Source organism: Serratia quinivorans (assembly GCF_052113645.1).
Taxonomy (GTDB): domain Bacteria; phylum Pseudomonadota; class Gammaproteobacteria; order Enterobacterales; family Enterobacteriaceae; genus Serratia; species Serratia quinivorans_B.
Map to the genome: position 1 here is coordinate 132,453 of NZ_JBIEIU010000011.1, position 13,593 is coordinate 146,045.

Here is a 13,593-nt window from a genome sequence, read left to right on the forward strand (position 1 = left end):
ACATCATTCAGGAGTAATGCATCATGACCATTGCGCCAGACCGTTTTTGCATCAACCGCAAGATCGCACCCAATCTCGATTTGGAACAGTTTTTCAGCCTGGTGAAAAAGTGCGGGCTCAGCAAAGTAGAGCTGCGCAACGACATGCCGAGCGGCAAGGTGACCGATAACCTGAGCAACGATCAAGTTAATGCGTTGGCAGCAAAATACGGTATCGAAATCGTCACCATTAACGCCCTCGGTATGTTTAACCTGCTGGACGATCAAGCCGCGTTGCTGAAAAACGCCGAGGCGTTGCTATCGCAAGCTCAGGCTATCCACAGTAAGGCGCTGGTGCTGTGCCCACATTGCAGCGCGAGCGATAACCGCAGTGAAGAGCAGAAAAAAACCGATACGCTGGCGGCTCTGAAACTGCTGGCGCCGTTGTTCAAACACTACGGCGTACAGGGTTATGTAGAACCGCTGGGATTCGGTATCAGTTCACTGCGCTCATCGCTGCTGACGCAATCCCTGATCCGTGATTCCGGCGCGCCGTACAAAATCGTGCTGGATACCTTCCACCATTATTTAAGCGACGTGGCACAGCCGGAGTTTGATGCGCAGATTGAGATCGACGGCATTGGTCTGGTACACCTTTCCGGGGTGGAAGATCCGCTGGCTAAAAATGCGCTAAGCGACGAAGAACGCATCATGCTGAGTGATAAAGATCGGCTGGAGAGTAAAAAGCAGGTGCAGAATCTGGAGCGCCTCGGCTACACCGGCATCTACGCCTTCGAGCCGTTCTCTTCGCAACTGGACACTTGGTCAGCAGCGGATATCGAACGTGAAATCCGCCAGAGCATCGCCCTGCTGCAAGGGTAATCACCGTCGCGTAGGGGTCGAGCATGCTCGACCCGATTTAACCGGGCGCAGCATGCTGCGCCCCTACTTTTATATAACGTTATTTCAAGGTGCTGACCACCAGTTGATGACGGGCGTTGTAGAACTTCCGGTAGGCCAGGTAGCAGGCGATGATGGTCGACAGGCTGGCGGTCGACAGCAGCATAAAGGTCACCATAATCTGGTACTTAATCGCCTTGACCGGATCGATACCGGCGAAAATCAGTCCGGACATCATGCCCGGCAGGCTGACCAGCCCAACGGTTTTGGCCGAATCCACCGTAGGGATCAACGACGCGCGGATACTGTCGCGGATCAACGCCGCCGAGGCAAACTTCGGCGAGGCTCCCAAGCTCAGCATCTCCTGAATCTTCTGCTGATCGCTTTTGAAACGCTGCCCCAGGTTGTTGTAGCACAAACCGACCGCCACCATCGCATTGCCGGCCACCATGCCGGAAATCGGGATCACCTGCATCGGGGTGAACTCTATCGAGCCGGTCAGCACCAGCACCACCAGCGTTAATACCGCGCCGGTGGTAATGGCGATAAACGACGTCATAAACGCATGACCGATGTATTTACTGCGCTTTTGCGCGTTATAGGCGGCGTTAAAGCAGATAAACAGCACCATCAGCACCGTCAGAATGGCGTTATTGACATCAAAGATATATTTCAGCACGTAGCCGACAATAATCAGCTGCACCACCGCCCGGCAAATACTCCAGATAATATCTTTTTCCAGCGCCAACTTTTCTTTATGGCTGATTAAAATGGCGATAATCACCAATACCATCGACAAAGCCAAAGATTCATTACTGATATTATGCTGGTTCATTGGTCGTCTCCTGTGCCCGGGCGCCATGCGCACTCAGGGTAATCACATCATCCGCATGTTTGATTTCGTCTTTATCATGCGTGACCCACAACACCGCGACGCCATGCTGCGCCACCAGTTGATGGATAATTTCATTAACGTTGCGTTTGTTATCTTCATCCAGCGCGCTGGTGATTTCATCCAATAACAGCACCTTGGGCATAAACTGCAGGTTGCGGATCAACGAAATCCGCTGCTTCTCTCCGCCCGATAATTCGTTGACGCTTTTCTCCAGCATATTTTCCGGCAGCCCAAAGCGCACCAGGTCGGCCAGCATCTTTTGCCGATCCGGTTTTTGTTTCCGGATCTGGTAAGGCAGCGCGATATTGTCATACACGCTGTCGCCAAACAGCGAAGGCGTCTGAAAACAGTAAGACACCTGCTGGCGATATTCTTCCGGCGGTATATCGGTGATGGCCTTACCGGCAAAGATAATTTTTCCTCGGGTCGGGTCGATCAGGGACGAAACAATTTTTAGCAGGGTGCTTTTTCCGCAGCCGGACGGGCCGGTAATCAGTTTAAATTCGCCCGGATCCAGGCCAAAGGAGACGGAGTCTAAAATAACCTGCTCACCTATTTGATAATGAATATCATCCAATAACAGTATTTCTTTGCTTTCCTTCATTATAAACCCGCATCCCTTATGAAAATATGCCGCCAGTATACGGCTTCAAAAATTGCACTGGCAATGGCGGGTCATTAGTTGCAGGGCTGAGGAGCTTTTCGCCCCGTCAGCCCTCTGTTGATCCGCTGTGAAAGGTAGTCAAAATGACGAAACAGGAAAGGAATTACGGTTTTTTGGCTGATGCGCAAATATACCAGCGTAACGAATTATTGATGCTGCGATGAGTACAACGAACTTTACCTTCTTTTTCCAATGCTAATAACAGCGTGCGCGTGGTGTAAATGTTCTCGCCGCATTTGTCCGCCAGCTCCCTGGTTTTAGGCCAATGTTCCGGGGCCGGGGGATGGTGCTCCCCCGCTCCCGTCGCGCGTTCCATACAGAGTTTTCGTAACACGTTTAGCATATGTGACTTCCTGATTTCATATGTTATCGGCGCCTTGGCCATCGCGTACTCCTTGGGTTACTTTTGCCTGCTCCTGTCCTGCGGCAGCACGTCGGCCACGCGCAAGGTGTAAATCATGGTGGCGCCCGGCGGGATCGCGGGCGGACTTCCCTTATCGCCATACGCCAGAGCGGGCGGCACCACCAGCGTCATGGATCCGTGTTTATTCAGCTTGCCGATGGCGGCACGAAACAGCGGTGGGTATTGCGCCAAAGGCAAAGAGATCGTCGTGCCGGCCAGGTCCATATCCTTGATCACTTGCCCATCGGGCAGGCTTTCGCGCACCACGATATCGACGTTGTCATCGGCGTTTATCTGCCCACTGCCGGCATAATCCACACGGTAATAAAACCCTAGCGCATCTTTTTGCACGCCTGGCTGCGTGGCGAAATCGGCGAGATAGGTTTTGCCGTCCACCCGTATCGCCCGTTGTCGTTGCTGCTGAGCCTGCTGCAGTGCAGCGTCTGCGGCCTTTAGCGCGTTATCAATTGCGGTGTCGTCCAGTCGCTTTCGGCCCGCCAGCGTATCGGCAATCCCCGCCAACAAGCGGGTCCGATCGGCTTCAATCCCCAACCGGCGGTTCTCTTCCTGCAAGTGCAGGATGTCTCGCCCCAATGAGACCCCGGCAGCGTAGGCCTGTTTATCCGCAGCGCTGGCCAGCGCCGGTGGTTGCCGCTGTGCAGTCAGCTGACGGTGGAGTTGCAGCAATCGCTGGTCTTGCTGCGTGGCGATCCTTTGCTGCCGTGCCAGAGCCGCCGCCATGGCGATCAAGTCTGGCGGTATGACGATGGCCTGACGGACCCCTTTTAACGCCGCCACCAGCGGCCGGATATCAACAGGCGCCGGCTTGGGTGTTACCTGGGGGATTGGCGCAGCCGGTTGAGCCTGAGTCGCCAGTTGCTGTTCCAGTTGGCGAATAGTCTCGGCTTGCCGCTGCAACGCCTGATTCAGCGCCGTCAGCCGGGCGTTGTCTGCACGCGTAACGGCGGCGGTTTTGGGTTTGGCCGCCACCGGCCCAGGGGCTGCCGGCACGGTTTCCACCCTCGGTGCAGCCTGCTGTTGCTGGGCAAATTTCAGCAACGCGGGGATACCGTCATCTTTGCCAGGCGCAATGTCTGCCGCCGATGCGGCACCCCACACCCACAACAGCATCAAAGCCGCGACTCCTTCCGCGCACTTTTTCATGGTTACAGGCTCTCCACCCGGTTCGACAGATCGGACATCAGCTCATGCTCGACGTCGGCGCAGAATTTCTCGGTTTTATATTTATAAAGCGCATCTATGGCTTTACGGGTGCTTTCATCCACATTACTGCGAATGCCGGCATATCCGGAAGCGTTGGATAACAGCCCATTAAAATAAGCAATCCGTTTCTGATAGCTTTGCGGATTAATATTCTTAAGTGAATTGACCCGCTGCTGACAAAGCGCGATCCGTTGCTCATCAGTGTTTTCCTTAGGATTAGTCTGTGAAACTTTTTTCATGGCAACAGTACCGGTGCCATTTTTCCCTACGCAACCGGAAAGCAGTAAACAGGACATTATCAGCACGGCCGTAGCGGCCGCAGAACGGCGAGTTGAATCATTAATTATGGTAATCATTCCGTTTATCATCCCTTAATTATCACTTAGGTCATTATTATGTCGCGAAGCCCTGTTTTATCTGACCGCTCCTGATTAATCCTAACGAGTTAAATAACAAAAAAGCACAACAACGGTCAGGCATTGGCAATAATCCGACACCCGGCCACATTGTTATATTTTTGTTAAAACACAAAAAGGAATTATCGTAGCCTCAATGAATGAAAGCCACATCTCAAGCCCGTATTAATGGCCTGTTCATCCACAAAAACAAAGAGTTAACTTTTCACCTGCGATTAACAGGCAGAATTCATCATCTGCTGTCTGATGGCGATATTATCAAAACAATATTGTTAATTGTAGTGCGAACACTAATTCTGTCGATCTAATATCTCGCATATCGCTATTTATATAGTCATTTATTCTGGATAATATTTGTATACGATCTATTGATTTTCAATCATATATATTTCTTTTTCCTTTTGGTTTTATATTCTGTATTTGACTTAACTTAATAAAAGCTATTTCCAACCACGCCTATTATTTGCAAGAATAATCCCAGCAAGACGCTATGGTGATATACCTATTTTTTCTTTTACGGATTTCGCTTGTACGACTTCCAAAATATTTCGTTATTCACTCATGAATAACGGAGGGTGGCGTATTGCCCAGAGCAAAAGGATCTGGCTCCAACTACGGCGTCGGCGACATGACGTTGCCGCTGTTGTGGGGGATTTAGATGTGCTGTTCTTTTTATTTAAATACTCTCTACAGGAACTTGAGAAATGAAACTGAATAAATTAATGCTGGCAACCGTGATTGCTTTCGCTTCTGCATCTGTTGCTCACGCCGCATCTAACCAGGGCAGCGGTAAAGTGACTTTTACCGGTGAAATTATTGATGCGCCATGCAGCGTAGCACCGGAATCTGTTGACCAGACTGTCCCTATGGGCCAAATCAGCAGCCGTCTTCTGGCTAACGAAGGTAAATCCAGCTCTGAGCCATTCAGCATCGAATTGAAAGACTGCTCCATCGCGACCATGAAAAACGTTCAGGTGACCTTCACCGGGACGCCGGATCCGGATAACAGCAAACTGCTGGCCCTGAGCGGCACCGCAACCGGCGCCGGTATCATGATCTATGACAACCTGCACTCCAAAGACGTTGAGCTGGGCACCGCGACCGATGGTCAGGGCCTGACCGAAGGCAACAACTCCCTGAAATTCGCCGCCTATCTGCAAGGCAGCAGCGCTTCTGGCGCCGTGGTTCCAGGCGAATTCACCAGCGTGGCAAACTTCACTCTGGCATACCTGTAATCCCCTCTCGGGGGCACCCTTTCGGTGCTCCCGTTTTACCTGCACGGACATTGGGTAACGGGACCAACGGCTACAGGGAGACGCCAGCATGACACACCGGATTTGGGGCGTACTGCTTATCGCGCTCAGCCTTTGCAGTGCAGAGGCGACGGCGAAAAATCAGGGCCACGGCAAGCTCAGCCTGGGCGGCGAGATCGTCGAAACCCCTTGTGGGATTGCCAGTGAAAGCCTGGACCAGACCGTTGATTTTGGGCTGATCTCGATGACCGATGCGGCATTGGATGCGCAGCCGGTGCTGATCGGCAGCCGCCGCAACTTTGAAATCAAGCTGGTGAACTGCGAATTGGCCAGCATCGTGAAACCCGACTTTATCTACCGCGCGGCCACCGTCACCTTCGACGGCGTCGCCGACAGTCGGGATCCCGAGTTATTGGGGGTTTATGGCGAAGCGCAGGGCGTGGCCATTGAGCTGCTGACCGCCAGCGGCATCCCGATCCCACTGGGCAGCACCACGGCGGATTACCAGATTGTCGCCGGCGACAATACGCTGCGCTTTGGCGCTCAGTTACGCATTCACCCCGACAGGGCCAGAGCCGGCGGATTCAGCTCACTGGCGAAATTCACCCTGTCTTATCTGTAACGCCTGGTTAGGCGGGTGCCGCCGTCAGGCACTGAATGACATCACGTATTACGTATTCAGGTCGTACAGGATGACCTGCTATTGGGCGCGGATTTGCCATGAGTGATTATTCTATGACGTCATTACTGACACGGAAAAAAATACCCCTTACCGTCATTCTATCTTTCCTCTGGGTGCATTCGGCTTTTTCCGCCACGGAATTTAATACCGACGTATTGGATATTGGCGATCGCAGCAAAGTGGATTTATCGCGTTTTTCCGACGCCGATTACGTCATGCCCGGCGCCTATCTGCTGGATATCAAAATCAACCAGAAAACCTTGCCGCAGCGCAGCATTCAATATTACCCGTCGCCGGATAAAAAGGATCGCTCACGCGTCTGCCTGCCGCCGGATCTGGTTGCGAAAATGGCGCTGAAAGAAGAGGTCGTCAAAAAAATCACCCTGTGGCACGACAACAGCTGCGCCGATATCAGCGGCATCAAAGGGGCGACCATTTCCGACCGCATCGGCGGCGGCGTCCTGGCGATCACCATCCCACAGGCCTGGATGAAATATTCCGATCCGGACTGGACGCCACCGGAACAGTGGGACGACGGTATTCCCGGACTGCTGCTCGACTACAGCATCAGCGGCCAGGTGGGCAAGCAGAGCCACAATAACAACACCGCAGAAAACCTCAGCAGCTACGGGACGGTGGGTGCCAACCTGGGTGCCTGGCGTCTGCGCGCCGATTATCAGGCCAATTACAATCAGCAGGCCGGCGAGCGCGACAATAGCTTCGACTGGAACCAGATCTATGCCTACCGCGCGCTGCCGATGCAGGCCGCCAAACTGACGCTCGGTGAGATCTTTCTCGACTCGGGGGTCTTTGACTCCTACCGCTTTACCGGCCTCAACCTGGCCAGCGACGAACGCATGCTGCCGCCAAACCTGCAGGGATATGCGCCGGAAGTGCGCGGCATCGCCAAAAGCAACGCCAAGATCACCGTCTCGCAAGAAGGCCGCACGCTGTATGAAACCACCGTGCCTGCCGGGCCGTTCGCCATACAGGATCTCAACAGTTCGGTACGTGGCCGGTTGGACGTGAAAGTGGAAGAGCAGGACGGCAGCGTCTCCACCTTCCAGGTCGACACCGCCACCATCCCTTATCTGACGCGCCCCGGCTATGTCCGCTACAACGTCGCGGTGGGTAAACCTTCGGCTTACGATCACCGCACGCAGGGGCCGCTGTTCTCCGCCAGTGACTTCTCCTGGGGGTTGACCAGCGCCTGGTCGCTGTACGGCGGCGCCCTGCTCGGCGGCGATTACAACGCCTGGGCGCTCGGCCTGGGTCGCGATCTTAACCTGTTCGGTGCCATGTCGGTGGACGTCACGCAGTCCATCGCCCGATTGCCCAATGAGCCTACCGCCAGCGGCATGTCGTTCAAGGTCAACTACGCCAAACGCTTCGATGAGCTGAACAGCCAGATCACCTTCGCCGGCTACCGCTTCTCACAGCGCAAGTTCATGAACATGTCGCAGTATCTGCAAGAGCGCTACAGCGACTACGACGAACGCTACAACGGCCGCCAAAAAGAGCTGTACACCATTACCGCCAGCAAAACCTTTATGGCGGAAGACAGCGCGAAAGCGATCACCGCCTACCTGACCTATTCGCACCAAACCTATTGGGATGCCAGGGCGCAGGATCGTTACGGATTATCCGCCAGCAAATTGTTCAACGTCGGCAATGTCAGCAACGTGACCGCGTCGCTGTCGGCCTATCGCACCACCTATCACGGCCGCACCGATGACAGCGTAATGCTGAATTTCAGCGTGCCGATTGGCGATCGTCGCCGGGTGGGTTACTCGCTGCAAACCAGCAACAGCGACGTGACGCAGATGGCGTCCTACAACGACTACACCGATCCGAACAATACCTGGCAGGTCAGCGGCGGCTTTAACCAGTCCGGCAAATCACTGGCCCGCGGCTACTACAGCCATAACGCCTCGTTTGGCTCACTCAATGCCAGCGCCTCTTACCAGCAGGACAGCTATTCGTCGATCGGCGGGACCTTCCGCAGCGGCATTACTGCCACCCGACACGGCATCGCCGCCCACCAGAACTCCAGCAACGGCGGCAGCCGGATGATGCTGGATACCGACGGCATCGCCGGGGTACCGATCAACAACGGCCGCGCCTACAGCAACCGCTTCGGCCTGGCGGTGATCTCCGACATCACCAGCTACTACAACACCGACACCCGCATCGACGTCAATACCCTGGCGGACGACGTGGAGGCCACCCGAGCGGTGGTGCAAGGCACGCTGACCGAAGGTGCCATCGGCTACCGCCACTTTGAGGTGGTGAAAGGCAGCAAGCTGCTGGCCACCATCAAGCTTGCCGACGGCAGCGAACCGCCGTTCGGTGCCACGGTACTGAGCGAAAAAGGCCGCGAAGTGGCCGTCGTGAACGACGGCGGCTCGGTCTACCTGACCGGCGTGCAGCCGCAAGAGCAACTGGACGTCGCCTGGGAAGGCCAACGTCAGTGCCGCATTGTCATACCGGGCGCCGCCAAGCTGCTGGACCAGCTACTGCTGCCGTGCGCCAAACTGTAATCCGTAACGCAGAGAATTGATGATTATGAACAACTTCCCGTTAGCAAAAATGGCCGCGCTGGGCCTGGCCTTGAGCGCTGCAGTCCCGGCCGCCAACGCAGCGATATCGCTGGATCGCACCCGCGCCGTCTACCTTAGCGACGCGAAATCCATCAGCCTGAATATCGTCAACGAAAATAAGGAACTGCCCTTCCTGGCGCAGTCCTGGCTGGAAAACGAGCAGCACCAGAAAATCACCTCGCCGCTGGTGGTGTTGCCGCCGTTGCAGCGGGTCGAGGCCAACGAGCGTAGCGTGGTACGCATCACCAAGACGCCGGAGGCCGACCGTCTGCCGCAGGATCGTGAATCGGTGTTCTATTTCAACCTGCGCGAGATCCCGCCGAAAAGCAGCAAAACCAACGTGATGCAGTTGGCGCTGCAAACCCAGATCAAACTGTTTTACCGGCCGAAAGCCATCGTCGCGCCGAAAGGCGAAGTGTGGCAGGAAAAGCTGGTGTTCCGCAAAAGTGCCGGCGGTTTCACCGTTGAAAACCCCACGCCGTTTTACATCACCCTGACCGGCATGACCCGCCAAACGCAAAAACAGGGCGGTGGCGCGCTGGGCGACTTCCAACCGGTGATGCTGAAACCGAAATCGAGCGAAACCGTCAAGGTGCGCGACACCGGCCTCAACAGCTTTGTCGTCACCTATATCAATGACTACGGCGGTCACCCGGAGCTGCGCTTCGCCTGTAACGGCAGCGTCTGTAACGCCGTGCCCGAGACCAAAAAATAAGGAGATTCCGCATGGCTGAATTCACCGGCGGCCGCCTGCGGCCCCTGCTGATCGCCGCACTGCTGATTAGCGGCAGTGCGACGGCGGCAACGCCACTGGGCGTGATCCAAGGCACTACCGGCACCGTCAGCTTTTATGGCGGCCTGCTCAGCTCGCCGTGCAGCCTGACGCCGGACAGCCAGGATCAGTCGATTGATTTGGGCAACGTTAACGCCCGCGACTTCCAAAATGCCGGCGATCAGAGCACGCCGGTGCGTTTTCGCCTCTCGTTCCGCAACTGTCTGCTGGGGGCCAAGGCACTGGCGGATAACCCGTCGGGGCAGCGTAACGGCGATGCCGGGCAGCTCTATTTGCAGGGTGAACAGGCCGCCACGCTGGTGTTTCTCGGCGAAAGCGATGTCGACAACCCCGACCTGCTGAAACTGAATGGCGGCGTACGCGGCATCGGCCTGCGCTTGAAAGATCAGCAGGGCCGTGCCCTGTCGCTCAACCAGCAGAGTCGGCCCTACATTCTGCAGCCCGGCAGCAATACGCTGTGGTTCAGCGCCAGCGTGGAGTCCACGCAGCGGGCAGTGATGGCGGCCGGTTTTTCCGGCGTGGCGCACATTCAGGTGATTTACCTGTGAGGTTCACAAACGTGATGAAAAAACCCTACCTTAACGCTTGCCTGCCGCTGGCATTAGCGCTGACGGCCCCGGTTGTCTGGGCCAACGGCTACGTCACGCCGGACGGCGGGGCGAAACAGTTTTATATCGACCTGAATGAAAGCAACATCACTAATAAGGTCGGTTTTACCAAAGAGTTTCCCTATTCGTTAGGCGGCCAATATACCGGCAAAGCCTATTGCGATACGCCGATCCCCCTTGGCCCACACTTTTATAAGTCGGATTCGGCATTGCCCGCCTCCGACTACGGCAACGGCTATTTGAAACTGAATGATTACCTGGATTTAAAAGCCGAGGTTTGGATCGCCGGCAATAAGAGAGCCTATGTCACCGTACCTTTTTACAACGTGTCTAATGAGTTAAATCAGCATTCATGTAAACCGCCTTATACGCAGGTCAATAACTACGAAAGCGGCTCCAAAGGCCGGGTCACCTTCCGGGTGCGCAAAAAAATCATCAACGGCGTGCAGATTAATGACCGACAAATCATCGAGATGTATGGTCGCCTGGGATCAACCGATGCCGGTTTCGGCTCCAACCCTATGGCGCAGGTGTTTATTCAGTCCGCCATCCTCTACGTGCCGGATAAATGCGTGGTGAATGAGGGCCAGCTGATCAACGTCGAATTCGGCGAAATCAGCGGCAGCAACCTGGACGGCGCCAGCTATCCGCAAAACATCCCGGTGCGCTTCCAGTGTGAAGGCGGCAGTTTCGAGGACGGCACGCTGAATATCAAACTGGCGGTGTCCGGCACCCCGGCCCCCTTCACCAATAACGCGTTTAAAACCGACAAAACCGATCTCGGCATCGAGATTAAACATAACGGCCAGTTGGTGATCCCGAATGAGTTTTATCCGGTGCCGAATATCGGTAACGGCGGCAGTTGGAATCTGGTTGCCGCACCGTTGGCCAACGGCGGTAAGGAAATCGCGGAAGGGGAATTTAACGCCTCTGCCACCATTGTGGCGGCCTTCGATTAATTCAGGGAGAAACAGACGATGCGTTTACGTGCTTTAGCGCTGCTCAGTTGCACACCGCTATTATTCTCGGCGTTGCCGACCCTGGCAGATACCGAGCTGGTCGGCTCACCGCTGCAGTTCCACGGCACCGTGGTGAGCCGGCCGTGCAATATTGAACCGCAGTCGGCCGATCAGGTGGTGGAAATGGACACGGTGATCGTCAAAACCCTGTACCGCTACGGCCATAGCAACCCGGTGCCGTTCAACATCAAGCTGACCGACTGTAAAACCGCGGTGTTCAAAACCGTCAATGTCACCTTCAGCGGTATCGAAGACAGCGAGCTGCCGGGCAAACTGGCGATCAATAACGGCAGCAATGGCGCCGCCATCGCCCTGTTTGACAGCAAGGGCGCCGATATTGATTTGAACCAGGCCACCAGCGCGGTGACATTGCAGGACGGCGCCAATATCCTGAATTTCACCGCCTATGTGCAGGGCCACCCCAGCGCAATACAGAATAAAACCATTACCGAGGGTGAATTCAGCTCGGTGGCCAATTTCGTGCTGGCTTACCAATAAGCCCGGCGCCTGCAGGAACACCTCATGATGTCCAAACCCAAAGCGGCCTGGTTATTCGGGCTGGCGGCCTTTTACTGCCTGATCGCCATGCACATTTACTGGCCCAATCGCGGCGGCAGCGGGTTTTATCTGCCGTGGAATCTGGTCGGCGGGATCTTCATCGCCCTGACGATTATCGGTGCGATGCTGTTCAGTCGGCCACCGCTGGCCTCCTCCGTTTTTTTTAACCGGCTGGCACCGGGCGGCCTGATTTTGTTGTTGCCGCTGCTGTGGACACAGCAGCCCTGGCTAAGTGAAGCCTTGCCACGCACTCTCGGGTTGATACTTGGCGTACTGGCCTACTTCGCGCTGCTGCAAATTCCGCTCGATCGCCTGTGGCGACGCAGGCTGTTGATGCTGCTGCTGGCAGCGACGGTCATCGAAGCCTTGCTGGGCCTGGTGCAATACAGCCTGCTGCAACCGGGCAACTGGATGGGCTACAACAGCCTGAAAAACCGCCCTTACGGTATCTTCCAACAGTGGAACCTGATGGCCAGCTTTATGGCCACCGGCCTGGCGCTGGCGTTGTATTTGCTGAGCACCCGTCGCCCTTTGTCACGTACTCTGCAAGGGCTGGCGGCAGCCATACTGCTGCTGGCGCCCCTGTTGTTGATCGTTATCGCCTCACGCGTCGGGCTGTTGGCGGCCCTGCTGCTTTCGCCGTTGCAGCTGTGGATGCTGTACCGCCTTGATCGCCGCCGCGCCACTTTCGCCCTGCTGTTGCTGATTGTCGGGGTGGCTGCCGGATTATTGCTGGTGATGTTGAACGGTGCCACGCGGGCAATCACCGTGGTGGAGCCGATTTTCTATCGGCTGGCCTACTGGCAAGAGGCGCTACGCATGATCGCCGAGCGCCCTTGGCTGGGCTGGGGCTACGGCCATTTTCAGCATGATTTTCTGCATCACTTCTACACCACCCACAGCAGTGGTATGGAAAGCGTCACCATCAGCCACCCGCACAACGAAATATTACTGTGGGGCCTCGAAGGCGGCCTGCTGAGCCTGAGCGGCCTCACCCTGATCGGTTGGGGACTGTGGCGTTTGCTGCAGCGCACCCGCGCCCTGCCGCTGCGGCCTGCGCCTTGGCTGGCGGCGTTGCCGATCCTGCTGCATATGATGGTGGAATATCCACTTTACCTTTCCGCCGCCCACGCGGTGCTGCTGCTGGTGATCCTGCGCACCGCCGACGTACGTTGCCGTTTGCGGCTCCCCGCCCGTTGTCAGTTACCGCTGCGGTGGGTAACGGCCGGCGTCGCGGCATTGATGGTGCCCTACCTGCTCAACGGCCTGCACAGCGCGCTGATCATCACCGCGGTGGAAAAAAGCGCCCTGCGGCAATTCGGCCCCATGAGTCGGGTCATCACGCCCACGCCCTGGCAGGTGCGCTACGACTACGACGTCCAACTGCGGCAACTGCTGCAATATCCGCAAACCCGCGATACCGCTACGTTGCTGAGCTATCAACACTGGGCGGAAAACGAAATCCGCGTGCGGCCGGACGCCAATATTTACGTCAATTTGATGGCGGTCAGCCGATTGCTGCAACACCCCCAGCGAGCCGCCGATCTGCAACGCCAGGCCAAGCGACTGTTTCCGCACGATGCGCGCTTTGAGGAGTAAT

Annotated in this window: 14 protein-coding genes; 9 read left to right on the forward strand and 5 right to left on the reverse strand. The window is 55.9% G+C overall.

Going from position 1 to position 13,593, the window contains the following annotated elements; translation table 11 throughout:
• Positions 1-23: 23 nt before the first annotated feature.
• Positions 24-860: a TIM barrel protein gene (locus ACGS9J_RS19550; protein WP_442232442.1), complete on the forward strand. Its 837-nt coding sequence runs from the start codon at positions 24-26 to the stop codon at positions 858-860.
• Positions 861-939: 79 nt separating this feature from the next.
• Here the strand turns inward: ACGS9J_RS19550 and fetB are convergent, their stop codons facing one another.
• From fetB to ACGS9J_RS19575, 5 genes are all read right to left on the reverse strand, one after another.
• Complete coding sequence (gene fetB / locus ACGS9J_RS19555; protein WP_085119887.1) at positions 940-1,713, reverse strand: iron efflux ABC transporter permease subunit FetB; 774 nt, start codon at positions 1,711-1,713, stop codon at positions 940-942.
• Positions 1,700-2,377: an iron efflux ABC transporter ATP-binding subunit FetA gene (gene fetA / locus ACGS9J_RS19560; protein WP_442232443.1), complete on the reverse strand. Its 678-nt coding sequence runs from the start codon at positions 2,375-2,377 to the stop codon at positions 1,700-1,702. Before fetA ends, fetB begins: the two co-directional genes overlap by 14 nt.
• 163 nt (positions 2,378-2,540) lie before the next feature.
• The gene (locus ACGS9J_RS19565) at positions 2,541-2,822 is read right to left on the reverse strand and encodes a FaeA/PapI family transcriptional regulator (protein WP_442232444.1); all 282 of its coding nucleotides are present in this window, start codon (positions 2,820-2,822) and stop codon (positions 2,541-2,543) included.
• 15 nt (positions 2,823-2,837) lie between these two features.
• Positions 2,838-4,004, reverse strand: a complete 1,167-nt coding sequence (locus ACGS9J_RS19570) for an FKBP-type peptidyl-prolyl cis-trans isomerase N-terminal domain-containing protein (RefSeq protein WP_442232445.1) — start codon at positions 4,002-4,004, stop codon at positions 2,838-2,840.
• 2 nt (positions 4,005-4,006) lie between these two features.
• Entirely contained in the window at positions 4,007-4,420 is a 414-nt protein-coding gene (locus ACGS9J_RS19575; RefSeq protein WP_442232446.1) for a hypothetical protein, read from the reverse strand.
• Between the two features lie 764 nt (positions 4,421-5,184).
• Between ACGS9J_RS19575 and ACGS9J_RS19580 the strand changes: the two genes are divergently transcribed.
• The 8 genes from ACGS9J_RS19580 to ACGS9J_RS19615 all read left to right on the forward strand — a co-directional run bounded on the left by ACGS9J_RS19580 (position 5,185) and on the right by ACGS9J_RS19615 (position 13,592).
• Positions 5,185-5,715: a fimbrial protein gene (locus tag ACGS9J_RS19580; protein ID WP_442232447.1), complete on the forward strand. Its 531-nt coding sequence runs from the start codon at positions 5,185-5,187 to the stop codon at positions 5,713-5,715.
• 88 nt (positions 5,716-5,803) lie between these two features.
• Complete coding sequence (locus ACGS9J_RS19585; protein ID WP_442232448.1) at positions 5,804-6,355, forward strand: fimbrial protein; 552 nt, start codon at positions 5,804-5,806, stop codon at positions 6,353-6,355.
• Positions 6,356-6,453: 98 nt separating this feature from the next.
• Positions 6,454-8,955 (forward strand): fimbria/pilus outer membrane usher protein, encoded by a 2,502-nt coding sequence (locus tag ACGS9J_RS19590; RefSeq protein WP_442232449.1) that lies wholly within the window; start codon positions 6,454-6,456, stop codon positions 8,953-8,955.
• A gap of 49 nt (positions 8,956-9,004) precedes the next feature.
• Complete coding sequence (locus ACGS9J_RS19595) at positions 9,005-9,730, forward strand: fimbrial biogenesis chaperone (RefSeq protein ID WP_442232526.1); 726 nt, start codon at positions 9,005-9,007, stop codon at positions 9,728-9,730.
• Positions 9,731-9,741: 11 nt separating this feature from the next.
• A complete protein-coding gene (locus ACGS9J_RS19600) occupies positions 9,742-10,356 on the forward strand; it encodes a fimbrial protein (RefSeq protein WP_442232450.1) in 615 nt (204 codons plus the stop codon).
• 14 nt (positions 10,357-10,370) lie between these two features.
• Positions 10,371-11,375, forward strand: coding sequence for a fimbrial protein (locus tag ACGS9J_RS19605; RefSeq protein ID WP_442232451.1), 1,005 nt, complete (start codon positions 10,371-10,373; stop codon positions 11,373-11,375).
• 18 nt (positions 11,376-11,393) lie between these two features.
• Positions 11,394-11,933, forward strand: coding sequence for a fimbrial protein (locus ACGS9J_RS19610; protein ID WP_442232452.1), 540 nt, complete (start codon positions 11,394-11,396; stop codon positions 11,931-11,933).
• Positions 11,934-11,957: 24 nt separating this feature from the next.
• On the forward strand, positions 11,958-13,592 hold the full coding sequence (locus tag ACGS9J_RS19615) for a Wzy polymerase domain-containing protein (protein ID WP_442232453.1): 1,635 nt from the start codon (positions 11,958-11,960) through the stop codon (positions 13,590-13,592).
• Position 13,593: the final 1 nt, after the last annotated feature.

Excerpts from the sequence above, each read along its gene's own strand:
- ACGS9J_RS19595 (WP_442232526.1), top strand. The coding sequence starts at position 9,005 with ATGGCCGCGCTGGGCCTGGCCTTGAGCGCTGCAGTCCCGGCCGCCAAC.
- fetA (WP_442232443.1), bottom strand. The coding sequence starts at position 2,377 with ATGAAGGAAAGCAAAGAAATACTGTTATTGGATGATATTCATTATCAA.
- ACGS9J_RS19575 (WP_442232446.1), bottom strand. The coding sequence starts at position 4,420 with ATGATTACCATAATTAATGATTCAACTCGCCGTTCTGCGGCCGCTACG.
- ACGS9J_RS19580 (WP_442232447.1), top strand. The coding sequence starts at position 5,185 with ATGAAACTGAATAAATTAATGCTGGCAACCGTGATTGCTTTCGCTTCT.
- ACGS9J_RS19605 (WP_442232451.1), top strand. The coding sequence starts at position 10,371 with ATGAAAAAACCCTACCTTAACGCTTGCCTGCCGCTGGCATTAGCGCTG.
- fetB (WP_085119887.1), bottom strand. The coding sequence starts at position 1,713 with ATGAACCAGCATAATATCAGTAATGAATCTTTGGCTTTGTCGATGGTA.
- ACGS9J_RS19610 (WP_442232452.1), top strand. The coding sequence starts at position 11,394 with ATGCGTTTACGTGCTTTAGCGCTGCTCAGTTGCACACCGCTATTATTC.
- ACGS9J_RS19570 (WP_442232445.1), bottom strand. The coding sequence starts at position 4,004 with ATGAAAAAGTGCGCGGAAGGAGTCGCGGCTTTGATGCTGTTGTGGGTG.
- ACGS9J_RS19600 (WP_442232450.1), top strand. The coding sequence starts at position 9,742 with ATGGCTGAATTCACCGGCGGCCGCCTGCGGCCCCTGCTGATCGCCGCA.
- ACGS9J_RS19565 (WP_442232444.1), bottom strand. The coding sequence starts at position 2,822 with ATGGCCAAGGCGCCGATAACATATGAAATCAGGAAGTCACATATGCTA.
- ACGS9J_RS19615 (WP_442232453.1), top strand. The coding sequence starts at position 11,958 with ATGATGTCCAAACCCAAAGCGGCCTGGTTATTCGGGCTGGCGGCCTTT.
- ACGS9J_RS19590 (WP_442232449.1), top strand. The coding sequence starts at position 6,454 with ATGAGTGATTATTCTATGACGTCATTACTGACACGGAAAAAAATACCC.
- ACGS9J_RS19585 (WP_442232448.1), top strand. The coding sequence starts at position 5,804 with ATGACACACCGGATTTGGGGCGTACTGCTTATCGCGCTCAGCCTTTGC.
- ACGS9J_RS19550 (WP_442232442.1), top strand. The coding sequence starts at position 24 with ATGACCATTGCGCCAGACCGTTTTTGCATCAACCGCAAGATCGCACCC.